The following is a 23646-nucleotide window of genomic DNA, read 5'->3' on the forward strand; positions in this document are numbered from 1 at the left end:
TCAGAGACGCTTGCCGGTCTCGGCGTCGAACAGATGGATATGGTCGAGCCTTGGCCGAAGTTTCAGCGTATCGCCGGGCTTGAAGTCATGGCGTTCGCGAAACAGCGCCACCATCTCGCCGTCACCAAAACGCAGGAAGACCAGGGTTTCCGAGCCGGTCGGCTCGACCACGGAAATCTTCGCCGGCACTCCATCGGGATGGATCTCGAGATGCTCGGGGCGCACGCCATAGACGACGGCGCGCCCCTCCTCGACGGCGTTGTTCGGAGCGACCGGGAACAGCGTCCCGGCGATGTCGACGCCGCCCTTGCGCCCGGTACCCTTGAGCAGATTCATCGACGGCGAGCCGATGAAACCGGCAACGAAAAGGTTCGCCGGCCGGTCAAAAAGCTCCAGCGGCGCGCCGACCTGTTCGATGCGGCCGTCGCGCATGACGACGATCTTGTCGGCCATCGTCATGGCTTCGATCTGGTCGTGCGTGACATAGATGGTGGTGGTCTTCAGCCGCTGGTGCAGTTCCTTGATCTCGGTGCGCATCTGCACGCGCAGCTTTGCGTCGAGGTTCGAAAGCGGCTCGTCGAACAGGAATACCTGCGGGTTGCGCACGATGGCCCGCCCCATGGCGACGCGCTGACGCTGGCCGCCGGAAAGCTGGCGCGGATAGCGCTTCAGATAGGGGCTGAGGTCGAGGATGTCGGCGGCGCGCTTGACCCGCTCGGCCACCACGGCCGGGTCGGTTTTCCGCAGCTTGAGGGCGAAGGCCATGTTCTGCTCGACCGTCTTGTGCGGATAGAGCGCATAGTTCTGGAACACCATGGCGATGTCGCGCTTTGCGGGCGGCAGGTGATTGACGACGCGATCGCCGATGGCGATCGTGCCGCCGGAGACGGTCTCGAGCCCCGCCACCATCCTGAGCAGCGTGGACTTGCCGCAACCGGACGGCCCGACAAGCACGACGAACTGGCCATCGGCAATGTCGACGCTGACTTCGTGCAGAACCTTGACGATTCCAAACGCCTTGGCCACATTGCTGATCGCGACTTGAGCCATCGTTCCCCCATCGGCTCCAACTGGCCGTAGGCGCAGAAGCTAACCAACGCGACCGGTCAGGGCAAGTCGGTCCCGTATAGATAAAAACCCGTCCTCGTTGACACGGCGTTTGGTTGTGAGAATAGTGACGAGCGCCAATCCGAACGCCGGTACTCTATCCGAAAAAACGGAACGCGAGGCGACGCAGGTTGGGGTCCTGGTTTCGCTTCTGAACACGGCCAGCGCCCGGCACGATTGGCACTTCGATTCATGACTAACGTTCTGGGAGGAATAGTCCATGCGAGTAGGTCTTTACGACAAACTGGTCCGTGCCGGCGCGACAAGGCGCGACATATTGAAGGGCGCGGCCTCGATGGCCGCGATCGCGGCCGCATCCGGCGCCGGGCTTGGCGCCCTGACGCGCCCGGCTTCCGCCGCAAGCGAACTGCGCTCGAAAATCCTGCAGATCCCCGGGGTTGGCAAAGGCCAGCCGACCGACGCCGACTTCCAGAAGGTCGGCGAGCTTTGCCTCGAGGCGACCAAGGCCAATGTCAAGGAAGGCGAGTTCGCCGGCGTCGAGCTCACCTTCATGGGCCTCAACAACCAGAACCTGCACAATGTGCTGTTCCGTGGTTTCCTGAAGCCATGGGAGACCTATACCGGCGCCAAGATCAGCTGGATCGATCTGGCGCAGGCCGACTACAACGCCCGGCTGCAGCAGTCGATCGCCACCGGCACCGTCGATTTCGACATCATCGAGATGGGCGCGCCGTTCGAGGGCGACGTCTGCGGCAAGGGCCTGACTTCGGAGATGCCCGACTGGGTCAAGAAACAGATCGACTTCGACGATCTCGTCAACTACCTCAAGCCGCCCGTCGGCACCTGGGATGGCAAGCAGTATCGGGTCACCATCGATGGTGACGCGCACAACTTCAACTACCGCACCGACGTGTTTGCAGACGCCGACCTCGCCAAGCAGTGGAAGGATAGCGGAGCGACGAGCGAATGGGGCGTGCCGAAGACCTGGCAAGAGGTTCAGGCCGTGACCAAGTTCCTCAAGGGCAAGAAGTTCAAGGGCCAGGATGTCTATGGCTATCTCGACGCGCCCAAGCCCTGGGGCGGTTTCGGCTTCTACTTCCTCGGCAGCCGCGCCACCGCCTACGCCAAGCATCCCGACGACAAGGCCTGGCTGTTCGACGCCGACACGATGAAGCCGCGCGTCAACAATCCGGCCTGGGTACGCGCCATCCAGGACGTCATCGATGCCCTGCCGTCGGAACCCGCCGACCAGATCAATGCCGATCCGAACACCACCGCCTTCCAGCAGTTCCTGGCCGGCACCGGCTCGATGATCCCCTGGTGGGGCGACGTCGGCTCGAACGTCAAGACCAACGATAGCTCGGTTATCGGCGACGTCACCGGCTTCTCGATCCTGCCGGGCTCCGACGACGTCTACAACTCCAAGACCGGCAAGTGGGAGAAGCTCGCCAGCGGCCCGAACTATTCGCCCAACTGCGCCTATCTCGGCTGGGGCGTCTATGTCATGGCCCGCGTCGATAGCGACGAGAAGAAGAAGAAGGCGGCATGGTCGGCGGCCGCCCATCTCGGCGGCAAGGACCTGTCGATCTGGACGGCGATGTATCCGTCGGGCTTCCAGCCCTATCGCAACTCCCATTTCGACATTCCCGAATGGGTGGCGGCCGGCTACGACGAGGCTTTCATCACCTCGTACCTGAAGTCGGAAGGCGACAGCTACAACCATCCCAACGCGGCAATCGAGCCGCGCATCCCCGGCATCTTCCAGTACTACAGCGCCGCCGAGGATATCCTGGCCAACACCTTCGCCGGCAAGATGAAGGCGCAGGAAGGCGCCGACGCCATCGCAGCCGCCTGGGAGAAGCTCACCGACCAGATCGGCCGTGACAAGCAGGTCAAGCTCTACAAGGCCTCGCTCGGCATGTAAGCTGCCCTTTGAACCGTGGTCCGGCGGCAACGCCGGACCACAGCCTTCCCTTCCAAACGGGCGAGATTTGTGGCTGACCAGACTTCGACCGCGACCCGGTGGCCGGCAGACGCCGCCCCCCATGATCTGATCCCGCCAGGCCGCCGGCGTTTGGGCTGGGCGCTGATGGCGATTGCCACGCTCGGCCTGCTGGCAACGATCGTGCTGCAGATCCTCTACAAGACCGAGGTCGATACGATCGGCTTCGAGACATGGCGGCCCGTGGTCTACGCCTATGTGCTGTGGGGCGTGGCGATCGGCATCGGCCAGGTTCTGACACGCGGCGAGGACGGCCAGCGCGCGCTGTTCCTGCTGCCCGCTCTTTTGTTCACCATCGCCATGGTGATCTTCCCGACGCTGTTCGGCTTCTACATCGCGCTCACCGACTGGAATCTCAGCTCCTTTAGCGGTCGCAGGTTCAACGGGCTCGACAATTTCTGGCAGATGCTCGCCGATCCCTACTACCGCAACGCCTTGTTCAACATGGTCCTCTACGTGCTGGCGGTGCTGGTCGAATATGTCGTGGCCTTTGGCCTGGCGCTGCTGCTCAACGCGCAGATCCGTGCCCGAAAATTCTTCCGGGTGGTGTTCCTGATGCCGCTGATGCTGTCGCCCGTCGCGGTGTCGTGGATGATCGGCAAGTCGCTGATGGAATATCGCTTTGGACCGGCAGCGACGCTGGCGCGCCATCTCGGCTGGGAAGACCCGGCCTTCTTCTCGAACCCGATCACCGCGCGCATCTCGATCATGCTGCTGGACGCCTGGACCTTCATTCCATTCATGATGATCATGCTGCTGGCGGGGCTGCAGGCGATGTCGCGCGAGGTGCTGGAGGCGGCACGTGTCGATGGCGCCACGGCCTGGCAGACCTTCTGGCAGGTCACTTTCCCACTGATGCTGCCGGTGTCGGTAACGGCGGTGATCCTGCGCATCATCTTCAAGCTGAAGCTTGCCGACATCATCATCACGGTCACCTCGGGCGGTCCGGGCGGCGCCACCGATTCGGTGTCGAGCTTCATCTACCGCGAGTACCGCGACCGCTCGAATGTCGGCTACGGCACCATGCTGGCGATGGCCTATCTCGTCATCATCGTAGTGTTCGTGACCTGGCTGTTGAAATTCGCCAGCCGTTTCGTGCGCAATGTGAATTAGGGCAAGATGAGCGTTCAGACCACCGACTACGTCGCATCCGAAATCCGCTCGCCGGCGAGCTTCGTCGCCAGCCGCGTCTTCATTTACGGCGCGCTCGCCTGCTGGGGCTTCATCTGCCTGTTTCCGATTTATTGGACCATCACCACATCGTTCAAGACGGCGGTGGATGTCACCCAGGGCCACCTGATCCCGTTTGTCGACTTCCAGCCGGATTGGAAAGGCTGGCGATCGCTTGGCCTGTCGCCGGACTCGATCTTCCAGACATCGACCGTGCGCGACGAGTTCCTCAAGCGCTTCATGAATTCGGTCATCACCTCGGTTGGGGCGTCGAGCCTGGCGATCATTATCGGCAGCCTCGCCGCCTATGGCCTGACCCGCTATCGCTACCATTTCGCCTGGTTCAAGAACGAGGACATCTCCTTCTTCTTCCTGTCGCAGTTGATCCTGCCGCCGGTGGTGCTGGCCTTGCCGTTCCTGGTGCTCTACCGCGAAGTCGGGCTGCTCGATACGCGTATCGGGCTGATCCTGCTCTACACGCTGATGGTGCTGCCGATCGTCATCTGGATCATGCGTGACCAGTTCAATTCCATCCCCGTCGAGCTGGAGGAAGCAGCCCTCGTCGACGGCCTGTCGATCTGGGGCGCCTTTTTCCGCATCGTCATGCCGATCGCGCTGCCAGGCATGGTGGCAGCCTTCATCCTGGCGATGGTGCTGTGCTGGAACGAGTATTTCTTCGCCGCCCTTTTGACCTCGACGGACGCCAAGACAATCCCGGTCATGGTTGCCAGCCAGACGGGCTCGCAAGGCATCAACTGGTGGTCGATGGCCGCCCTTGCCACCGCCGCCATCGCGCCGCTTGCCGTCATCGGCATCGCGCTGGAGCGCTACCTGATCATGGGCATGACGGCTGGTGCGGTGAAGTAGCGTTTTTTCCTTCTCCCACAGGGGGACAAGGAAGAACCCGCGTTAGCGCCTCAGGATCGCCCTGAGGTGATCCATGATCATGGCGACACCCTTTTGCCCCAACTCCACTGACGCCTCCTTGGCACTCGCCGTATACCAGCCCGTATTGTCCTCGAAACGCGCGGCATCCACCCCCTCCGAACATAGCGCCAGCATCAGCGATGTCTCGCCGATGCCGGCATGGTCGAAAGGATATTTGCCGTTCATCGCGGCCGGCATCAGCGGATGCACCTGCACCCAGTTGAAGAAATTCTCGCCCGCGGCATGTCCGGCATAGTAGTCGGCCATGGTGTCGGAGCCCCACCAGCCCTCGCCGCGCTGCTTCTCGAGAAAGCGGAAGATCGCCTGTCTGCCGGCGGTCTTGAAAGCGAGATCGGTCGGCATGCCGGCAGCGAAATTCTCGGTCTGGTGATGAATGATGGCGTGGATGTTGCGAAAGCCGATACGCAGCAGGCTGTAGAACAGCTCCTCGCCGAACGGCGCCAGTTGATTGCCGCCGACCTGCACCGAGCCGCTGCCTTCCGGCGGCACCACGGCATAGCTCGCCGCGCCATAGTAGAAGGGCGGCAGGATGACGATGTCGCTCTCCTTTTCGAACAGCTCCAGCGTCTTGATGACGGCCAGTGTGTCCATGCCAACAGCCATGTGCTCGCCATGATATTCCAACACGCCGAGCGGCAGTGCGACCGGCCAATTCTGCGCGATCGCCTTGCGGATCTGGTGCGGCAGCATCAGTTCATAGCGCATGATCTATTCCATGTTGGTGTGGCGGGCGCGCATGGCTTCAGGCGAGGCCGCGGTCAATTCCCTGAGTTTCAGCACCATGATCTCGAATAGCAGGAACAACGCACCCTCGAAAACCGAGCCCATCGGCAGCACCGACGTCTTTTGCGATCCCTGGTCGTTGGCCATGGTCTGCGCCGGCACCAGCAACGTCAGATCGGCCAGGCTTGCGGCGCTGCCGCCCGCCTGGGCGGTCACGAGTAGGACGGTCGCGCCTGCCTCACGCGCGATGCGCATCAGGGTGAGTACGGTCGAGGTTTCGCCGGGCCCGGAACTGACAAGGAAGACGTCGCCCTGCCCTACCGGCGGCGTGGTCATGTCGCCGACGGCCGAAACCGGCAGGCCCAGATGATAGAGCCGCATGGCGAAGCCCTTCACCTGCAAGGCCTCGCGGCCGCAGCCATAGACGACGATCTGCCTGGCACCAACCAGCATCCCGCAGGCGGCGTCGATCCGGTCGCCATCGACGCGCGCCAACACCGCGCCAAGCTCGTCGAGCGCGGTCTTGAACATCTGCGAGCCGGAGTTGTTCACGGCGGCGCCACCGCCGTGCCGGCAATCGAAGATGATTGGCAATTCCCGATCACGCTTTTCCCCGGAACAGCTTGATTTCGTTCATGCTAGCAACCGCGAAAATGCGTGTCCAACGCTCAGCGGCGCTTTTGCCGAGCCACGAGCATGATAGTGTCATGTCAGACAAATCAGCAAGGCAAACGGGCAGGATATGAAGACACGGAATTTCGACCGCATCGGCAATGGCGGCATCACCTTCACGGAGTTGGGCTTCGGCACGGCGCCGCTCGGCAATCTTTACCGCGCGGTCTCCGACGAGGACGCCAATGCGACGCTGGAGGCCGCCTGGGCGACCGGCTGCCGCTACTATGACACCGCGCCCCTCTATGGGCTCGGCCTGTCGGAAACGCGCCTTAACCCGTTCCTGCGCTCCAGGAAGCGCGACGACTATGTGCTGTCGAGCAAGGTCGGCCGCATCATGCGCGCCTGCCCGCCCGAGGAGCGCACCGGCATCGGCAAGTTCTTCGACACGCCGTCGCGCAAGGAGGTCTACGATTACAGCTATGACGGTGTCATGCGCTCGTTCGAGGCCTCGCTGGAGCGGCTGGGCGTCGACCGCATCGACATCCTGTTCGTGCACGATGTCGACATCTTCACCCATGGCAGCAAGGAGGCATCCGACCAGCGCATCGATGAGTTCATGCGCTCGGGCTATTATGGCCTGCTCGCCTTGCGCGACCAGGGCGTCATCAAGGCATTCGGCGGCGGCATCAACGAGTGGCAGGTTGCGCAGGCCCTGGCCGAGCGCGGCGATTTCGACCTGTTCCTGCTTGCCGGGCGCTATACGCTGCTGGAACAGGAGGCGCTGACGTCTTTCCTGCCGCTTTGCCAAAAACGCGGCATCGGCATCGTTCTCGGCGGCCCCTACAATTCCGGCATCCTGGCGACCGGACCGAAGCCCGGCGCCTATTACAACTATTCCGAAGCGCCGCAGGATGTCATCGACCAGGTGACGCGCATCGAGGCCGTCTGCAAACGCCACGGTATCAGGCTGATCGAAGCCGCCCTGCAGTTCCCGCTGTTGCACCCTTCGGTGGTTTCAGTCATCCCTGGCGGTCAGCGCCCGGGCGAAGTCGAGAGCAATCGGTCGCTGCTGGATGCGAAAGTCCCCGCAGCGCTCTGGGCCGATCTCAAGCAAGAGGGCCTGATGCGCGCCGACGCCCCGACAGTTTGAGGAGCTTCCGATCGGGAGATACGTGTCCAAAAATGAAAAGCCGGGCAAGCCCGGCTTTTCTGGTTTTTTGAAATAAAACGCGCTTAGTTGACGGCGTCCTTGAGGCCTTTGCCGGCCGAGAACTTCGGCACGGTGCGCGCCGGGATCTTCACTTCGGCGCCGGTCTGGGGGTTGCGGCCGGTGGACGCAGCGCGCTTTGACACGGTGAAATTGCCAAAGCCGACAAGCCGTACATCGCCGCCCTTCTTCAGTTCGCCGGAGATGACAGAAAACACTGCATCGACCGCCGACTGCGCGTCACCCTTCGAAATGCTCGCGGCGTCGGCGACAGCGGACACCAGTTCGTTCTTGTTCATAAAAATTCCCTTCCATGAGAACACCGGAACTTACGACTCATCCGGCAGGAAACGGACTTTAGAAAGAAGCGTTCCCGCAACCAAGTCGAAAAGGCAGGAAAAAAGCGGAAAAAGCCCGGAATTCCGGGGTTTTTCACATGAAAAAGCCGGGCGCGAGGCCCGGCTTTCTGTTTGTGCGCTGCAACCTTAGAAAAAACTAATGCGCAAGCGACTTTCCGGCATCGTCGGCACTATCGGTCGCGGCCGGCGGATTGACCGGTTCGACCCATTCGATCGGCTCCGGCATCCGCACCAGCGCGTGGCGCAACACCTCACCGACGCGTGAAACCGGAATGATTTCCATGCCGTTCTTCACGTTGTCCGGAATCTCCGCCAGGTCCTTGGCGTTGTCTTCCGGGATCAGCACCTTCTTGATGCCGCCGCGCAGTGCGGCGAGCAACTTCTCCTTCAGGCCGCCGATCGGCAAGATGCGGCCGCGAAGCGTTATCTCGCCAGTCATCGCCACATCGGCCCGCACCGGAATACCCGTCAGCACCGACACAATGGCCGTGGCCATGGCCGCGCCCGCGGACGGACCGTCTTTCGGCGTGGCGCCTTCCGGCAAGTGCACGTGGATGTCGCGCTTGTCGAACAGCGGCGGCTCGATACCGAAATCGATGGCGCGCGAACGGACATAGGAGGCCGCCGCCGAAATCGATTCCTTCATCACGTCGCGCAGATTGCCGGTCACCGTCATGCGGCCCTTGCCGGGCATCATGACACCTTCGACCGTCAGCAGCTCGCCGCCGACTTCCGTCCAGGCAAGCCCGGTGACGACACCGACCTGATCGTCAGCCTCGACCTGGCCGAAGCGGTAGCGCTGAACACCGAGATAGTCGGCGAGATTCGCCGCCGTGATGCTCACCGTCTTCTTCTTCGTCTTCAGGATCTCGGTCACCGCCTTGCGCCCGAGCTTCATCAGCTCGCGCTCCAGGCTTCTGACGCCCGCTTCGCGGGTGTAGGTCTGGATGATGGCGCGGATCGCGTCCTCACCGACGGAGAACTCCTTCGGCTGCAGCGCATGATCGCGGATCACCTTCGGCATCAGGTGCCGCTTGGCGATCTCGATCTTCTCGTCCTCGGTGTAGCCGGCGATACGGATGATCTCCATGCGGTCCATCAAGGGCGCAGGGATGTTCAGCGTGTTCGCCGTCGTCACGAACATCACGCTCGACAAGTCGTATTCGACCTCGAGGTAATGGTCCATGAACGTCGAGTTCTGTTCGGGGTCGAGCACCTCGAGCAGCGCCGATGACGGGTCGCCACGGAAGTCCTGGCCCATCTTGTCGATCTCGTCGAGCAGGAAGAGCGGGTTGGACTTCTTTGCCTTCTTCATCGACTGGATGACCTTGCCGGGCATCGAGCCGATATAGGTGCGCCGGTGGCCACGGATCTCGGCCTCGTCACGCACGCCGCCGAGCGCCATGCGGATGAATTCGCGGCCGGTTGCCTTGGCTATCGACTTGCCGAGCGAGGTCTTGCCGACGCCGGGAGGGCCGACGAGGCACAGGATCGGCCCCTTCAGCTTCTTCTGGCGGCTTTGCACGGCAAGGTACTCGACGATGCGGTCCTTGACCTTGTCGAGGCCGAAGTGATCGGTGTCGAGGACGTTCTGCGCGTAGGCCAGGTCCTGCTTGACCTTGGAGTTCTTGCCCCACGGTATCGACAGCAGCCAATCGAGATAGTTGCGCACGACGGTCGATTCAGCCGACATCGGCGACATCGTCCTCAGCTTCTTCAACTCGGCTTCCGCCTTTTCGCGGGCCTCCTTGGAGAGCTTGGTCTTCTTGATGCGCGCCTCGATCTCGGCGGCTTCGTCGCGGCCGTCCTCGCCCTCGCCGAGCTCCTTCTGGATCGCCTTCATCTGCTCGTTGAGGTAGTATTCGCGCTGCGTCTTCTCCATCTGGCGCTTGACGCGCGAGCGGATGCGCTTCTCCACCTGCAGGACGGAGATTTCGGCTTCCATGAAGCCCATTGCCTTTTCCAGCCGCTCCTTGACGGAAAGCGTGGCCAGCATTTCCTGCTTTTCAGGAATCTTGATGGCGAGATGCGAGGCAACCGTGTCGGCGAGCTTGGAATAGTCGTCGATCTGGCTGGCGGCGCCCACCACTTCGGGCGAGATCTTCTTGTTCAGCTTGACGTAGTTCTCGAAGTCGGTGACGACCGAGCGGGCCAGGGCCTCGACCTCGACCTCTTCCTCTTCCGGCTCGACCAGCGCCGTGGCTTTGGCCTCGTGGAAGTCGGGACGGTCGGTGAAGGAGACGATTTTCGCACGCGAGGCGCCCTCGACCAGAACCTTGACGGTGCCGTCGGGCAGCTTCAGCAATTGCAGCACATTGGCGAGCGTGCCGATGTCGAAGATCGCATCGGGCTCGGGATCGTCATCGGCGGCATTCATCTGGGTGGCGAGCAGGATCTGCTTTTCCTGACCCATCACCTCTTCCAGCGCCTTGATCGACTTTTCACGCCCGACAAAGAGCGGAACGATCATGTGCGGGAACACCACGATGTCGCGCAGTGGGAGGACTGCGAAGACGCCGTCGCTGGGAGCCTTGGATATTTTGGCCATTGTCCAACCTTTCATGTCGCGGCCACCATCAGGCCAACCACGAATCTTATATTAACGACCGGGGATCGTTCCGCCTACCACCGTTTGTGACGGGAGTTTTACAGCACAGAAATCGGGCACCTCGGCCTTCTCGTGTTAGGTGGATGCAAGCGGGGCAAAGATCAAGAGTTAACATCGTCCGCAAATCCACTCCATCGCTCAGGCCGTATACCCGTCACAGCAAAACGGCGCCGCAAGGGCGCCGTTCCACAAAAATATAGGGCCAAGTGCCATATCATGCGCTGACATTGCCCTTCTTTTCCTTCTGTTCGGAATAGATGTAGAGCGGCCTGGCGCTGCCGGTCACCACTTCTTCCGAGATCACCACCTCGCGCACGCCTTCGAGCGCGGGCAGTTCGAACATCGTGTCGAGCAGGATCGCTTCCATGATCGAACGCAGGCCGCGCGCGCCGGTCTTGCGCTCGATGGCGCGCTTGGCGATCGCCGAAAGCGCGTTCTCGTGGAAGGTCAGGTCGACATTTTCCATTTCGAACAGGCGCTGATACTGCTTGACCAGCGCGTTCTTCGGCTCGGTCAGGATCTGGATCAATGCCGGCTCGTCAAGATCCTGCAGCGTCGCCAGGACCGGCAGACGACCGACGAACTCCGGAATGAGGCCGAATTTCAACAGATCCTCGGGCTCGACCAGACGGAAAACGTCACCCGTGCGGCGATCCTCCGGCGACGCGACGATGGCGCCAAAACCGATCGAGGTCTTCCTGCCGCGATCCGAGATGATCTTGTCCAGGCCAGCAAAGGCGCCGCCGCAGATGAACAGGATGTTGGCGGTGTCGACCTGCAGGAACTCCTGCTGCGGGTGCTTGCGGCCGCCCTGCGGCGGCACGGAAGCGACGGTGCCTTCCATGATCTTCAACAGCGCCTGCTGAACGCCCTCGCCCGACACGTCGCGGGTGATCGAGGGATTGTCGGACTTGCGCGAAATCTTGTCGATTTCGTCGATGTAGACGATGCCGCGCTGGGCGCGCTCGACATTGTAGTCGGCCGACTGCAACAGCTTGAGGATGATGTTCTCGACGTCCTCGCCGACGTAACCGGCCTCGGTCAGCGTCGTGGCGTCGGCCATGGTGAAGGGCACGTCGATGATGCGGGCCAGCGTCTGCGCCAGCAGCGTCTTGCCGCAGCCGGTCGGGCCAATCAGCAGGATGTTGGACTTGGCCAGTTCGACATCGTTGTTCTTGCCCGCATGCGCGAGGCGCTTGTAGTGGTTGTGCACGGCCACAGACAGCACGCGCTTGGCGTAAGGCTGGCCGATGACGTAGTCGTCGAGAACCTTGAGGATCTCCTGCGGGGTCGGCACGCCCTCGCGCGACTTCACCATCGAGGTCTTGTTCTCCTCGCGGATGATGTCCATGCACAGCTCGACGCACTCGTCGCAGATGAACACCGTTGGGCCGGCGATCAGCTTGCGCACCTCGTGCTGGCTTTTGCCGCAAAACGAGCAATAAAGCGTGTTCTTGGAATCACCGCTGTTGTTGCCGACCTTGCTCATTTTCATGTCCTTTCATGGCCGCCCGCCGATGGTCTGGCTGAAAGGGCGCATACTCTATTTATCGCGGGAATCCGCCGCCGCCAGTCTTCCGGCTCCCCGCAACGTATTCCGTACGAAACACAAATCAGAAAACGTGGCAATGATTCGCAGCTTCCACACGCAAAGCTAAGCCGTCGAAAATCAACATAGCCTTAACGTAGGCAATCCCGACCTCCGAGGGAACAGCCAATTGTGGCCGAAATGACGCAAGACACGCCAAAAGCGCGTGATGGTGCCATCCAACTGCCACCCAGCCTTTATGCCAACGCTCCCTCAGCCGCCTCGCGCGACGAAATGACCTTGTCGATCAGGCCGAAATCCTTGGCCTCGTCGGCGGTCATGAAATGGTCGCGGTCGAGGGTCTTCTCGATCTCGTCATAGCTCTTGCCGGTGTGCTTGACATAGACCTCGTTGAGGCGACGCTTCAGTTTGATGATGTCCTGGGCATGACGCTCGATATCCGATGCCTGGCCCTGGAAGCCGCCGGACGGCTGGTGAACCATGATGCGTGCGTTCGGCGTGGCAAAACGCATGTCCTTGTGGCCCGCGGTCAGGAGCAGCGAGCCCATCGAGGCCGCCTGGCCGATGCACAGCGTCGACACGGCCGGCTTGATGAACTGCATGGTGTCGTAGATCGCCATGCCCGAGGTGACGACGCCACCCGGCGAGTTGATGTAGAGGTTAATTTCCTTTTTCGGGTTCTCGGCTTCGAGGAACAGGAGCTGCGCGCAGACCAGCGTCGCCATGCCGTCCTCGACCGGACCGGTGATGAAAATGATGCGCTCCTTGAGAAGGCGCGAGAAAATGTCGTAGGCCCGCTCGCCGCGATTGGTCTGTTCGACCACCATCGGAACGAGGTTCATGTAGGTTTCGACGGGGTTCTTCATTCGATATCTCTTGTCTCGCGGTGGGATTCCGGCGCCGGACAGGCTGGCAGCTCGGGCAGAATCGGTTCTGGATCGTCAAGATGTAAATAGGATGCCGGCTCATCCTTGTGCAAGGCCGACCCGTCCTAGCCATCTGGGTAAGTCGAATCAAGCTTCCGGGCAAGGATTAGCAGCAGCTGATGCCGCGCGACCCGAAATACCGAGCCAGCCCCGGCAAGTAGCAGTTTCTTAACCTCGTCACTTAACGAAATGCGCCGAAACCGCTTTTCTCCGCAACGGCTTCCCCTACAATTCAGCGTTGAACTTTTGCCTGCAGTTCAAACGGGGGAGTGCCATGTCTGGGAAAACCGCACGCTTCGCCATTGCCGGGCTGACCCTGCTCGGCTCGATTTCGCAGACGGCGGCCGGCGGCCGCGCCGTCGAATGCTACGAGCCCGTCCGCACACCTAATGTCTATGACACGGTCTACGAGGACGTCATGATCAGCCCTCCCGGCCAGCAGGTCGTCGACTATGACCCGCCGATCTACGGCACGCGGGAGCGCGTGGTGATGACCGTGCCGGCCCAGGTCCGGTATGAGGTGGTGCCCGCGGTCACCCGGACCATCTACCACACCGTCAGGGTCGATGGCGGCGGCTATTCCTGGGAATGGCGCGTCATCCATGGCCGCCGCGTGCTGTGCAAGGTCTGGCACAAGGCACGCTACGAACGCGTCGCCGAGACGGTGGTGATCCAGCCCGAACGTACGCGCCGCGTCGTCGTTCCGGCGCAATATGACAGCATCGCCGAGGAGGTGCTGGTGCGGCCCGAGCAAAGGCGCGTCATCGATGTTCCCGCCTCCTACCAGACCGTCGCGCGGCGCGTGGTGGTACGTGAAGGGTCATCCGGCTGGCGGCGTGTGCATATTCCGAGGCATTGTGATGAATAGCCTCGGCTGGGTCGTCATCGTCTTTGGCGTTGCGGCATTTTATGTCTTCTTGCGGTACGATCTGTATGATGCGACAGCCCTAAAGTGGAAAAGTCCGTCTGGATCTGAAGACTATTATCCCTACGCGGCCCTACTGGTTTTTGTGACAGTCGCCGGAGCAGCGCTTTTCTTCTACGCTGGTTAGCGAAAGGCTCTGAAGAAGACCTCGGGTCAAGTGACTTCCGCTCGAAGCCATTTTTTCAAGCCTATGATATCGCCATTGCCTAGGGTCTTGGCGACGCGCCTGCCGACAGCCGCGCCGAACTTGTAGCCATGGCCGGAGCAGGCCGATATAATCAGGCATTTTCCGCGCTCATAGGCGAAGAATTTCTCGTCGTCCGTGAACGTATAAGCGCAGGTGACCACTTCAGTCACCTCATACTCCTCGATCCGGGCGATCGGCGGCGAAAACAGGTTGCGGATCGCCTCGCCCTCGCCCGGCACCGGATTCCGGTTCCAGTCGGCGTCGCTGGTCTGCACCTTGTGCAGGCCCGAGCCGAACTTCATGCCGGTGCCACGGGTGAGCGGAATCATGTAGCCGTCGGTCTTGCCGCCAACATCGAGAATAATGGGCGCGGCCTCCCATGCCGCCTTCAGGTCTGCAGGCGGCTCGACATAGGCGAGAGCGGTGCGAAAAGTCCTCAGTTCGCCGCCCAGTTCCGGAAACAGTTTCAAAACCCAGGCGCCGGCCGTAACGACGATGCGGTCGGCCTGCATGGTCTCGCCGCTTTCGAGCACGATGTGGCCGGCCTCGGCATCGATCTCCGTCACCTTGCTGTGCTCGTAGACATTGGCTCCGTTGGCACGCAACCATGTGGCCAGCCCGGCTGCTATCTTGCGGCAATGCAGTGCGCCGCCTTCCGTCGAGAAATAGGCATAGCGGAACGAGCCAGCCTCGAAGAACGGCCAGCGCTCGACGGCTGCGTCCGGTTCCAGCAGTTCGAAAGGGAAATTTCCCTCTTCCAGACCCTCGCGGTATTCCTCGGCCTCATCGCCGGGCTCGCGCGAAACGCAGACGAAGCCACGCGCATCGAGGTGGTTCTCGCCGAGATCGGCCCACATTTCGTCCCAGGCCTCATAGGCTTCGGTGATCAGCCGCCCATAGCCGGTTCCAGCGCGATAGGCCCGGCGGATGATGCGGTGATGGTCTCCCGATGCCGCCAGCGGATTGGGGATCGGCCCCTGCTCGACGATCGACACGGCGTGGCCTGCCTTGACCAGCGACCACGCCGTGGAGAGACCCGCGATACCCGCGCCGACAACGATCACATTCATCCGTTCAGACTTTCCGCGACCCTACTGGCTGGCTCAATCAATCGGGCTGCCGCACGCAAGATACGGTCTGGAACCGGGCTGGCAAGCCGCGCTATGGGTCTGGCATGACCAAATCGACGCTCTCCTATCTGGCCTTTGATCCGGCCACTCGCCGGCTTAGGCTCGACCCGCGCGAACCAGCCTTCTTCCTCAATCCGTACGAGGCCTACGCCTTCCTGCACAACGCATCGAATGCGTTTTTCTGGGAAGAATTCGGCTTCTGGTGCTTTGGCGGCTTCGGCGACGTCAACAGACTGCTGCGCGACCGCCGTTTCGGCCGCCAGAACCCGGCCGGCATTCCCGACAGCCGCGGTGCCGGCCAGGATAGGACCCATCTCAAGGCATTCGACGGTATCGAAGCCAATTCGATGCTGGAGCTGGAGCCGCCGGTACACACGCGCCTGAGGACATTGGTCAACCGTGCCTTCGTCTCGCGTCAGGTCGAACGGTTGCGGCCGCGTGTCGAAGCGCTCGCCAAGGAATTGATCGACGGTTTCGAACCAGGCAAGGCCGTCGACCTCCTGCCGGCCTTCGCCTCCCCCTTGCCGATCACCATCATCGCCGAAATGCTCGGCGTGCCGGTCGAGATGGGGCCGCAACTGCTCGACTGGTCGCATCAGATGGTCGCCATGTACATCCACGGCCGCACGCGCGAGACCGAGGAGACGGCCAACCGGGCGGCGGGCGAGTTCTCCAACTTCCTGCGCGGCTATGTTGCAGAGCGGCGCAAGAACCCGGGCGACGACCTGCTGTCGCTGCTGATCTCGGCCCAGGAAGACGGTGAGAGGCTGTCCGAGGACGAGTTGGTCTCCTCGGCCATCCTGCTGCTCAACGCCGGCCATGAAGCAACCGTGCACCAGACCGGCAATGCCGTCCATTCCATCCTGGCGCAAGGCGGTGACCCGCGCCGCTTCTTCACCTCCCCTGAAGCGACAGCGGCCACGGTCGAGGAATGCCTGCGTTTCGACGCGCCGCTACACATGTTCATGCGCTATGCCTATGAGGAAATCGAAATCGCGCCCGGCATCGTCGTCCGGCCGGGCCAGACGATCGGGCTTTTGCTCGGCATGGCCAATCATGACCCGCACGCCTTCGCCGAACCCCTTGCCTTCCAGTCCGGCCGACCGGACCAAAAGAACGTGTCGTTCGGTGCCGGCATCCATTTCTGCATCGGCGCGCCGCTCGCCCGGCTCGAACTGCAGGTTTCGCTCAAGACTTTGTTCGAGCGGTACCCGCAACTGCATCTTGCCGAACAGCCCCGCTTCCGCGACACTTACCACTTCCATGGGCTGGAGGCGCTCTCCGTGCGCTTCTGACCATAGTGGGCTGGGGCTTGCTATGAGATTGTTTTCGAGAGGCGCGATCGCGCTCGCCGTGACGATTCTGCTCGGCTGCATGGCTGGCGCCGTGGCCCAGCAGACGGAGAATATCCCGCAGCAAAACAGTGACGCCATCGCCAGGAAACTGGCCGGCGTGCTGCTCGAACGCCAGATTGGCGCGAAAGTGCCGGCGGAGAGGTTCGGCGCCTATGAGGTCGATTTCAACCTCGACGGATTTTCCGAGATCTATGTCTATGTGCAGGATCCCGCCTGCGACGGGGTCAAGTGCGGGTTGTTCCTGTTCGTGCTGGAGGGCGACGGCTATCGCGAGGTGCTGGGCGACATTCCGGGCGCCAGGCTGACGGACCCGGCCAAGGTCGGGCTCGGCGCCTTCAAGCGCAAAGGCTTTATTGACCTGCAGCTCAACCAGACGCTGGCCAGTTGGAACGGTGAGCGCTATGCCGACAGCTCGACTTTTCCGGCTTCTTCGCTCGACGGCACTGCCTTTATCGCGGCCTGCCGAAAAAACAAATCGAGCGAACAGCCCGAAGAGGGTGAGGCTGAACGGGTGACCAGCGAATGCCAGTGCCAGTTCAACCGGTTCCAGACGATCGGCTTTGCACAGGCCGATCTCGACACCTATGCGGCCTCTTTCAGTGAAAATTTTGCCTATCCGACCGGTGATAGGGAAAAGCCGTGGCAGGCTCTGGTCAAGGACGCGGAGGATGCCGGCACCGGCTGCGACGTCGCCAGCGGCAAAACCCAGTGGCAGCCGGCCTATTTCAACCATGGCGAGCAGCAGCAGCAGCGACTTGACTTCGATGCCTTCCTCGACGCCTGTCCAGCGCAGGATTTCATCCTGACCAACCGCAAGACCGGTTCGCCGGACCGCGCGCTTGGCCTGTGCGGCTGCCTTGCCCGCGAGCTGCCGACGCAAGGCGTCACGCAAACAGGGATGGATCTCCTGACGCAATATTATCGCGACGAGATATCGGACGCGGACATCGATGCGCAGGACAGCGAATTGCTGGCCGCTCACGACAAGGCCTCGGACGCGTGCCTCGCCCAGTTCCCGCCGAGATGATCAAAGCTTGATCACATACTCCTTGCGAGTCGTTTCAAGCACTTCCCAGCTTCCCCTGAAGCCCGGCCTCAACACGAAGCTGTCACCGGCCTTGACCGTGCGCGCCTCTCCGCCCTCGTCCGCGATCACCGAGACGCCTGAGAGAATGTGGCAGAACTCCCATTCGTCATAGACGATGCGCCATTTGCCGGGGGTCGATTCCCAGATGCCGGCATAGAGGCCGCCGTCGCGCTCCTCGACGTTCCAGGTGCGGAATTTCGGATCGCCCGAGATCAGGCGATCCGGAGCCGGCGCGCCGTGTTCGGCATCGACAGTGTCGATGCCGACGGCAAGGAATTTTGGCTCAGCCATGGCAATCAAACCTTGGCGAGTGCCTGTTCGAGGTCGGCGACAATGTCGGTCACATCCTCGATGCCGACGGACAGCCGCACCGTGTCCGGGCCAGCGCCGGCCTTGACCTTCTGCTCGTCGGAAAGCTGGCGGTGCGTGGTCGATGCCGGGTGAATGACCAGCGACTTGGTGTCGCCGACATTGGCCAGATGCGAGAAGAGTTCGAGCGCCTCGACGAATTTGATGCCCGCCTCGTAGCCGCCCTTGAGGCCGAAGGTGAACACGGCGCCGGAGCCCAGCGGCGAATATTTCTTCTGCAAGGCGTTGTTCTTGTCACCGGGCAGGCCGGGATAGTTCACCCAGGCGACCTTGGGGTGGTTCGACAGCCAGCCTGCGACCGTGATCGCATTGTCGCAGTGGCGCTGCATGCGCAGCGGCAAGGTTTCGAGGCCGGTCAGGATGAGGAAAGCGTTGAACGGCGAGATCGCCGGGCCGAGATCGCGCAGGCCGAGCACGCGGGCAGCGATGGCGAAAGCGAAATTGCCGAAGGTTTCGTGCAGTACGAGGCCGCCATATTCGGGGCGCGGTTCCGACAGCATCGGGTACTTGCCCGATTTCGACCAGTCGAAAGTGCCGCCGTCGACAATGACGCCACCGATCGAATTGCCGTGCCCGCCGATGAACTTGGTCAGCGAATGGACGACGATATCCGCGCCGTGCTCGATCGGGCGGATGAGGTAGGGCGAAGCCAGCGTATTGTCGACGATCAATGGCAGGCCGTGCTTGCGGGCGATGTCGCCGATCTTCTCGATATCGACGAAGGTGCCGCCCGGATTGGCCAGGCTCTCGATGAAGATCGCCTTGGTCCTGTCGTCGATCTGGTTCTCGAAGGTCGAGAGATCATTGGTGTCGGCCCAGCGCACCTCCCAGCCATAATTCTTGAAGGCATGGCCGAACTGGTTGATCGAACCTCCGTAAAGCTTGTTGGCGGCGACGAAATTGTCGCCCGGCTGCATCAGATTGTGGAACACGATCACCTGCGCGGCGTGGCCGGATGCCACAGCAAGGGCAGCCGTGCCGCCTTCGAGTGCGGCGACGCGCTCTTCAAGCACCGCCTGCGTCGGGTTCATGATGCGGGTGTAGATGTTGCCGAAGGCCTTCAGGCCGAAGAGAGAGGCGGCATGGTCGGCATCGTCGAAGACGAAGGACGTGGTCTGGTAGATCGGCGTGGCGCGCGCGCCGGTGGCCGGATCGGGCTTGGCGCCGGCATGGACGGCGAGCGTATTGAAACCGGGCGTACGGGTCACGGAAACCTCCCTAAAAAACCTTCTGAAAATCGCCGGGCATTCTTGGCGAAGCCCGGCCCGGAATGCAAAGAAGAAAATACCCTTCGGCGTGGGACCTTCGACCAAGCCGAAGGGAAATACGGCTTTTGCCGGAATAATTTTGCGCTTTTGCCTGTCGCCTATTTCTGGCGCACACCGAAACTCTGGAAGCCCTGGCGCATCAGCGGCTTCTTCGACGACAGCACCCCGGAATTGACCCCGGTCCAGCCGATCTCGCCGGAGAGCTTGCCGTACTCGATCTTGGGGCAGCGGTTCATCACCACCTTGATGCCGGCGGCCTCGGCGCGCGCGGCTGCCTCGTCATGGCGCACGCCAAGCTGCATCCAGATCACTTTCGGCAAGGGAACGAGCCGCAACGCCTCGTCGACGATGCCCGGCACAGCCGCCGGCGCGCGAAAGATGTCGACCATGTCGATCGGCTCCGGAATGTCGGCCAGCCTGGCATAGGTCATCCGGCCAAGGATTTCCTTGCCGGCCTGGCCAGGATTGATCGGAAACACCGAAAACCCCTTGGCCTGCAGGTATTTGAGCACGAAATAGCTTGGCCTGACGTCATTGGCCGACGCGCCGACCATGGCGATGGTCTTCACCGAATTGAGGATGCCGCCGATGTAGGTGTTGTCGTAGCTATCGTGATTCATGCCTCGTCCTCATACAACGCCTCGGTGAGAAAACCATCCGGGTCATTGCTGAAATCGCGCAGCATGCGGAAATGGTCCGTATCGCGAAAGTCGGCGGGCTCAAGCCCGAACCTGCTGATGCGGAACAGCCGCGCGCCGGGACAGGCCATCAGCAGCGGCGAGTGCGTCGCCATGATCACTTGCGCGGTGCCCGACTGGTCCATGCGCCGCAGCATCTTGAGCAGTTCGATCTGGCGCGAAGGCGACAGCGCGCTTTCAGGCTCGTCGAGTATGTAGATGCCTTGCCTGCGGCAGCGTTCCTCGAAGAAACGGATAAACCCCTCGCCATGCGACCAGGAGAGAAAGTCAGGCGGAGGCGGCCCGAACGGGTCTTCCAGCGCCGCCTGATCGAGATAGCGGGCGACGGAATAGAAGGATTCGGCGCGGAAGAACCAGCCGGCGGTGACCTTCGGCAGCCAATGGCCACGGAACGTGTTCGCCAGCGCGGCGCCACTCTTGTCGATGGCGCTGGAATGGTCGACCGGCCGGTAACCCTTGCCGCCGCCGGCCTCGTCGTAACCGGCCAGCGCCCCGATCGCCTCGAGCAAGGTGGATTTGCCGGTGCCGTTCTCGCCAACGATGATGGTGATCGGCGTGGTGAATTCGAGTTCGAAGGCGTGGCCGCGAAACAGCGGCAGGTTCCACGGGTATTTTTCCCAGTCCGCCACGCGCTCGGGGTCGAGCAAAATGCGCTTGAGATACGGTGCCTTGAGTCGTGTCAGTTGCTTGCGATGGACCATCAGCCAGGCAGCGAAATCGTGCCGTCTTCGGCGATCGGAAAGGCCGGATTGTGGGCCACTTCCCAGACATGTCCATCGGCATCGGCGAAATAGCCGTACCAGCCGCCCCAGAACGCGCGGCCTGCCGGCTTGACGATCTTGCCGCCGGCCTGTTCAGCCATGGCGAGCACCTCGTCGACTTCGGCATCGGAGCGAGTGTTGTAGGCGAGGTAGACCGCTGACGGCGCCTTGGTGAAGACAATGCCGGAATCCTCCTCGGCGCTGGCGCGCGGGAACAGGCCGAGGATGGCGCCGCCCATCTGGAAGAAGGCGACACCATCGGTGATCCCGGCATGACGTTTCAGGCCCATCGCCTCGTAGAAACGCACCGCGCGATCGAGATCGTCGGTGGCGATAGTGATGATTGAGATGCGCGGTTCCATTTTCGTATGCATGCGTACCGTCTTCAGTATTAGATATCGATATGCTTATACATCAAGTAACCCAGGAGAATAATACATGACATCCATAGAATGAGTCCCACAGAGATCCAAAAATTCTGATACTTCCGCTTTTCCGCCCATCCGAAGAACGCCGTGACAAGGATGTCGAGAAAATCGCTCAAGGTCGATCGCGCTCCACGTCGACGTCACTCGTCCGTCCATTCCGGCTTGCGCTTGCCGATGAAGGCGCCGATGCCCTCTTCCGCGTCCCGCGCCAGCATGTTCTCGACCATGACGCGGCCGGTATAGGCATAGGCATCCGCCAGCCCCATTTCGGCCTGCGCGTAAAAGGCTTCCTTGCCGGTCTTCACGACCAAGGACGATTTGGACGCAATGGTTTGCGCGTATTTGGTGACAATCTGATTCAGGTACTCACGCGGCACGACGCGGTTGACGAGGCCGAATTCCTTGGCCGTTGCCGCATCGATCGTCTCACCGGTCAACAGCATCTCCATCGCCTGCTTGCGCGAGACGTTGCGCGACAGCGCCACCATCGGCGTCGAACAGAACAGGCCGATGTTGACGCCCGGCGTGCAGAAGGTCGCCTCATGCGAGGCGATGGCCAGGTCGCAGCTCGCGACCAGTTGCAGGCCGGCGGCTGTCGCCAGGCCATCCACCTCGGCGATGACAGGCAGGGGGTGGCGCACGATCGTCTGCATCAGCGTGGCGCAAGCGGCAAAGGTCTCTTCGAAGAAGGCCTTGCCGCGATCGGCGTCGGCGCGCCGCGCGGTCATTTCCTTGAGGTCATGGCCGGCGCAGAACACCTTGCCGGCCGCCGAGAGTACGATGACACGAACGGCCTTGTCGGCCCTGGCGCGGTCGAGTTCCGCCGTCAGCGCCGCCATGACCGCCAGCGACAAGGCGTTGGCGGGCGGATTGGCAAGCGTCAGGCGCAGCACGCCCTTGTCCAGCCTTGTCGTGACCGGGCCCTCTTCGGCGGCAGCAGGCTTGATGGCAAGGATTTCGGCCATGGCTAAGGTCTCCGCGACTCCGATCGTGTTGGCAGAGTATCTAATATCGGATCGGGTTTCGTCCAACACCCATCGCTTGCGCCAGGGCGATGTATATGTTGCCAGAAACGCCCGGCTGCCCCCATACAAGCATGCGCAGAACGAGAGACCGACATGCCCGCCCAGACCAATCTCAAGCCGGTGCTGACCACAGTGCAGATCAACGTGTTGATGGAGAGCGTCTTTCCGCAACTCAATGAGAGTTCCGCCGCCTATGAGGCGATCGACGTGTTTCCCGGCGGCTGTATCGTGCGGCTCAATGCCGGCGAGCGGCATTTGCGCCCCGGCGGCACGGTGTCCGGCCCTGCCCTGTTTACGCTGGCCGACATTGGCGGCTATGTCTGCGTGCTCAGCCATGCCGGGCCGGATGCGCTCTCGGTCACCACCAACCTCAACATCAACTTCGTCCGCAAGGCCGAGGCCGGGCCGATCGATGGCCATTGCCGCATCCTGAAGCTCGGAAAGAGCCTGATGGTGTTCGACATCGACATCGTCGCCGGCCCGGATGGACACACGATCGCGCATGCCACGGGTACCTACTCGATCCCGCCGAAGCGCACCAGCGATGTGGTAAAATAATACCTTTTACCTAGGTCATTGTTTTTGCTATTGTTTCTTCGCCGTAGAGCTTTTTGATCTGCTTGACGTGCAGTTCCCCCTCGCCTATAAGCCCTCACGAAGCAGCGGCCCGCAAAGGCCGCCGTTTTGTTATTGGCTGATGACAAGCGTCTTTCGCCAATCCAAGCAACAAGAAACGCCTTCCCCGTGAAGGTCAAAACCGAGAGCAGAAAACATGACAACCTTTTCGCAGAAGCCTGCGGATGTGGTGAAGAAGTGGATCCTGATCGACGCCGAGGGTCTCGTCGTCGGCCGTCTTGCCACTGTCATCGCCAATCATCTTCGCGGCAAGCACAAGCCGACCTTCACCCCGCATGTCGACGACGGCGACAATGTCATCGTCATCAATGCCGACAAGGTGGTGTTCACCGGCAAGAAGTTCACCGACAAGGTCTATTACTGGCACACCGGCCACCCCGGCGGCATCAAGGAGCGCACCGCGCGCCAGCTGCTCGAGGGCCGTTTCCCCGAGCGTGTCGTCGAGAAGGCCGTTGAGCGCATGGTTCCGCGTGGCCCGCTCGGCCGTCGCCAGATGAAGAACCTGCGCGTCTATGCAGGCGCGGAGCATCCGCATGTCGCCCAGCAGCCAGAAGTCCTCGACGTGGCCAAGCTGAATTCCAAGAACAAGAAGGTCGCATAAG

Annotated in this window: 23 protein-coding genes; 9 read left to right on the top strand and 14 right to left on the bottom strand. The window is 61.7% G+C overall.

Going from position 1 to position 23646, the window contains the following annotated elements:
- Entirely contained in the window at positions 1–1050 is a 1050-nt protein-coding gene (ugpC, locus tag EN845_RS02050; protein ID WP_127869586.1) for a sn-glycerol-3-phosphate ABC transporter ATP-binding protein UgpC, read from the bottom strand.
- 277 nt (positions 1051–1327) lie between these two features.
- Between ugpC and EN845_RS02055 the strand changes: the two genes are divergently transcribed.
- The 3 genes from EN845_RS02055 to EN845_RS02065 all read left to right on the top strand — a co-directional run bounded on the left by EN845_RS02055 (position 1328) and on the right by EN845_RS02065 (position 5107).
- Positions 1328–2992 carry a sugar ABC transporter substrate-binding protein gene (locus EN845_RS02055; RefSeq protein WP_127869587.1) on the top strand — a complete coding sequence of 555 codons (1665 nt, stop codon included), beginning with the start codon at positions 1328–1330 and terminating at the stop codon, positions 2990–2992.
- A 69-nt stretch (positions 2993–3061) separates the two neighbouring features.
- Positions 3062–4183, top strand: coding sequence for a sugar ABC transporter permease (locus tag EN845_RS02060; protein ID WP_127869588.1), 1122 nt, complete (start codon positions 3062–3064; stop codon positions 4181–4183).
- Positions 4184–4189: 6 nt separating this feature from the next.
- Positions 4190–5107, top strand: coding sequence for a carbohydrate ABC transporter permease (locus EN845_RS02065; RefSeq protein WP_027143632.1), 918 nt, complete (start codon positions 4190–4192; stop codon positions 5105–5107).
- A 42-nt stretch (positions 5108–5149) separates the two neighbouring features.
- Here the strand turns inward: EN845_RS02065 and EN845_RS02070 are convergent, their stop codons facing one another.
- Both EN845_RS02070 and EN845_RS02075 read right to left on the bottom strand, forming a co-directional pair.
- Positions 5150–5893 carry a creatininase family protein gene (locus tag EN845_RS02070; protein ID WP_127869589.1) on the bottom strand — a complete coding sequence of 248 codons (744 nt, stop codon included), beginning with the start codon at positions 5891–5893 and terminating at the stop codon, positions 5150–5152.
- Positions 5894–5896: 3 nt separating this feature from the next.
- Positions 5897–6463 (bottom strand): SIS domain-containing protein, encoded by a 567-nt coding sequence (locus tag EN845_RS02075; RefSeq protein ID WP_245511616.1) that lies wholly within the window; start codon positions 6461–6463, stop codon positions 5897–5899.
- A 190-nt stretch (positions 6464–6653) separates the two neighbouring features.
- On the opposite strand from EN845_RS02075, the gene EN845_RS02080 reads away from it, so the two are divergent.
- The gene (locus EN845_RS02080; RefSeq protein WP_127869590.1) at positions 6654–7676 is read left to right on the top strand and encodes an aldo/keto reductase; all 1023 of its coding nucleotides are present in this window, start codon (positions 6654–6656) and stop codon (positions 7674–7676) included.
- 83 nt (positions 7677–7759) lie between these two features.
- Here EN845_RS02080 and EN845_RS02085 read toward each other — a convergent pair whose 3' ends face one another.
- From EN845_RS02085 to clpP, 4 genes are all read right to left on the bottom strand, one after another.
- Positions 7760–8032, bottom strand: coding sequence for an HU family DNA-binding protein (locus EN845_RS02085; RefSeq protein ID WP_015318196.1), 273 nt, complete (start codon positions 8030–8032; stop codon positions 7760–7762).
- A gap of 196 nt (positions 8033–8228) precedes the next feature.
- The gene (lon, locus tag EN845_RS02090) at positions 8229–10640 is read right to left on the bottom strand and encodes an endopeptidase La (protein WP_127869591.1); all 2412 of its coding nucleotides are present in this window, start codon (positions 10638–10640) and stop codon (positions 8229–8231) included.
- 274 nt (positions 10641–10914) lie between these two features.
- On the bottom strand, positions 10915–12189 hold the full coding sequence (clpX, locus tag EN845_RS02095; RefSeq protein ID WP_127869592.1) for an ATP-dependent Clp protease ATP-binding subunit ClpX: 1275 nt from the start codon (positions 12187–12189) through the stop codon (positions 10915–10917).
- Between the two features lie 296 nt (positions 12190–12485).
- On the bottom strand, positions 12486–13115 hold the full coding sequence (clpP, locus tag EN845_RS02100; protein ID WP_027028064.1) for an ATP-dependent Clp endopeptidase proteolytic subunit ClpP: 630 nt from the start codon (positions 13113–13115) through the stop codon (positions 12486–12488).
- 334 nt (positions 13116–13449) lie between these two features.
- Between clpP and EN845_RS02105 the strand changes: the two genes are divergently transcribed.
- Positions 13450–14043, top strand: a complete 594-nt coding sequence (locus tag EN845_RS02105; protein WP_127869593.1) for a hypothetical protein — start codon at positions 13450–13452, stop codon at positions 14041–14043.
- 210 nt (positions 14044–14253) lie between these two features.
- Here EN845_RS02105 and EN845_RS02110 read toward each other — a convergent pair whose 3' ends face one another.
- Positions 14254–15357: an FAD-dependent oxidoreductase gene (locus EN845_RS02110; protein WP_127869594.1), complete on the bottom strand. Its 1104-nt coding sequence runs from the start codon at positions 15355–15357 to the stop codon at positions 14254–14256.
- A 104-nt stretch (positions 15358–15461) separates the two neighbouring features.
- Here EN845_RS02110 and EN845_RS02115 point away from each other — a divergent pair, with 104 nt between their 5' ends.
- Both EN845_RS02115 and EN845_RS02120 read left to right on the top strand, forming a co-directional pair.
- Entirely contained in the window at positions 15462–16712 is a 1251-nt protein-coding gene (locus tag EN845_RS02115; protein WP_127869595.1) for a cytochrome P450, read from the top strand.
- A 22-nt stretch (positions 16713–16734) separates the two neighbouring features.
- Entirely contained in the window at positions 16735–17799 is a 1065-nt protein-coding gene (locus EN845_RS02120; RefSeq protein ID WP_127869596.1) for a hypothetical protein, read from the top strand.
- On the opposite strand, the gene EN845_RS02125 is transcribed toward EN845_RS02120, so the two are convergent.
- From EN845_RS02125 to EN845_RS02150, 6 genes are all read right to left on the bottom strand, one after another.
- Positions 17800–18150: a cupin domain-containing protein gene (locus EN845_RS02125; protein ID WP_127869597.1), complete on the bottom strand. Its 351-nt coding sequence runs from the start codon at positions 18148–18150 to the stop codon at positions 17800–17802.
- A gap of 5 nt (positions 18151–18155) precedes the next feature.
- Complete coding sequence (locus EN845_RS02130) at positions 18156–19436, bottom strand: O-acetylhomoserine aminocarboxypropyltransferase (protein WP_127869598.1); 1281 nt, start codon at positions 19434–19436, stop codon at positions 18156–18158.
- Between the two features lie 158 nt (positions 19437–19594).
- Complete coding sequence (locus tag EN845_RS02135; RefSeq protein WP_127869599.1) at positions 19595–20116, bottom strand: CoA-binding protein; 522 nt, start codon at positions 20114–20116, stop codon at positions 19595–19597.
- Positions 20113–20895, bottom strand: coding sequence for an AAA family ATPase (locus EN845_RS02140; protein ID WP_127869600.1), 783 nt, complete (start codon positions 20893–20895; stop codon positions 20113–20115). Before EN845_RS02140 ends, EN845_RS02135 begins: the two co-directional genes overlap by 4 nt.
- Positions 20895–21317 (bottom strand): VOC family protein, encoded by a 423-nt coding sequence (locus EN845_RS02145; protein ID WP_127869729.1) that lies wholly within the window; start codon positions 21315–21317, stop codon positions 20895–20897. The genes EN845_RS02140 and EN845_RS02145 overlap by 1 nt, the downstream gene beginning before the upstream one ends.
- Before the next feature lie 206 nt (positions 21318–21523).
- Positions 21524–22348, bottom strand: coding sequence for an enoyl-CoA hydratase (locus tag EN845_RS02150; RefSeq protein ID WP_127869601.1), 825 nt, complete (start codon positions 22346–22348; stop codon positions 21524–21526).
- 153 nt (positions 22349–22501) lie between these two features.
- Between EN845_RS02150 and EN845_RS02155 the strand changes: the two genes are divergently transcribed.
- Together EN845_RS02155 and rplM are read left to right on the top strand one after the other, a co-directional pair.
- On the top strand, positions 22502–22966 hold the full coding sequence (locus EN845_RS02155; RefSeq protein ID WP_127869602.1) for a PaaI family thioesterase: 465 nt from the start codon (positions 22502–22504) through the stop codon (positions 22964–22966).
- Between the two features lie 214 nt (positions 22967–23180).
- Positions 23181–23645 carry a 50S ribosomal protein L13 gene (gene rplM, locus EN845_RS02160; protein WP_010915638.1) on the top strand — a complete coding sequence of 155 codons (465 nt, stop codon included), beginning with the start codon at positions 23181–23183 and terminating at the stop codon, positions 23643–23645.
- Position 23646: the final 1 nt, after the last annotated feature.

It is taken from the genome of Mesorhizobium sp. M8A.F.Ca.ET.202.01.1.1, from assembly GCF_004791595.1.
In the GTDB taxonomy this organism is placed as follows: Bacteria; Pseudomonadota; Alphaproteobacteria; order Rhizobiales; family Rhizobiaceae; genus Mesorhizobium.

Coding starts and splice junctions, on each gene's coding strand:
- EN845_RS02115 (WP_127869595.1), top strand. CDS start 15,462: ATGACCAAATCGACGCTCTCCTATCTGGCCTTTGATCCGGCCACTCGC.
- EN845_RS02150 (WP_127869601.1), bottom strand. CDS start 22,348: ATGGCCGAAATCCTTGCCATCAAGCCTGCTGCCGCCGAAGAGGGCCCG.
- EN845_RS02125 (WP_127869597.1), bottom strand. CDS start 18,150: ATGGCTGAGCCAAAATTCCTTGCCGTCGGCATCGACACTGTCGATGCC.
- EN845_RS02135 (WP_127869599.1), bottom strand. CDS start 20,116: ATGAATCACGATAGCTACGACAACACCTACATCGGCGGCATCCTCAAT.
- EN845_RS02070 (WP_127869589.1), bottom strand. CDS start 5,893: ATGCGCTATGAACTGATGCTGCCGCACCAGATCCGCAAGGCGATCGCG.
- EN845_RS02085 (WP_015318196.1), bottom strand. CDS start 8,032: ATGAACAAGAACGAACTGGTGTCCGCTGTCGCCGACGCCGCGAGCATT.
- EN845_RS02055 (WP_127869587.1), top strand. CDS start 1,328: ATGCGAGTAGGTCTTTACGACAAACTGGTCCGTGCCGGCGCGACAAGG.
- EN845_RS02120 (WP_127869596.1), top strand. CDS start 16,735: ATGAGATTGTTTTCGAGAGGCGCGATCGCGCTCGCCGTGACGATTCTG.
- EN845_RS02105 (WP_127869593.1), top strand. CDS start 13,450: ATGTCTGGGAAAACCGCACGCTTCGCCATTGCCGGGCTGACCCTGCTC.
- EN845_RS02140 (WP_127869600.1), bottom strand. CDS start 20,895: ATGGTCCATCGCAAGCAACTGACACGACTCAAGGCACCGTATCTCAAG.
- EN845_RS02145 (WP_127869729.1), bottom strand. CDS start 21,317: ATGGAACCGCGCATCTCAATCATCACTATCGCCACCGACGATCTCGAT.
- EN845_RS02155 (WP_127869602.1), top strand. CDS start 22,502: ATGCCCGCCCAGACCAATCTCAAGCCGGTGCTGACCACAGTGCAGATC.
- clpX (WP_127869592.1), bottom strand. CDS start 12,189: ATGAGCAAGGTCGGCAACAACAGCGGTGATTCCAAGAACACGCTTTAT.
- ugpC (WP_127869586.1), bottom strand. CDS start 1,050: ATGGCTCAAGTCGCGATCAGCAATGTGGCCAAGGCGTTTGGAATCGTC.
- EN845_RS02065 (WP_027143632.1), top strand. CDS start 4,190: ATGAGCGTTCAGACCACCGACTACGTCGCATCCGAAATCCGCTCGCCG.
- lon (WP_127869591.1), bottom strand. CDS start 10,640: ATGGCCAAAATATCCAAGGCTCCCAGCGACGGCGTCTTCGCAGTCCTC.
- clpP (WP_027028064.1), bottom strand. CDS start 13,115: ATGAAGAACCCCGTCGAAACCTACATGAACCTCGTTCCGATGGTGGTC.
- rplM (WP_010915638.1), top strand. CDS start 23,181: ATGACAACCTTTTCGCAGAAGCCTGCGGATGTGGTGAAGAAGTGGATC.
- EN845_RS02110 (WP_127869594.1), bottom strand. CDS start 15,357: ATGAATGTGATCGTTGTCGGCGCGGGTATCGCGGGTCTCTCCACGGCG.
- EN845_RS02080 (WP_127869590.1), top strand. CDS start 6,654: ATGAAGACACGGAATTTCGACCGCATCGGCAATGGCGGCATCACCTTC.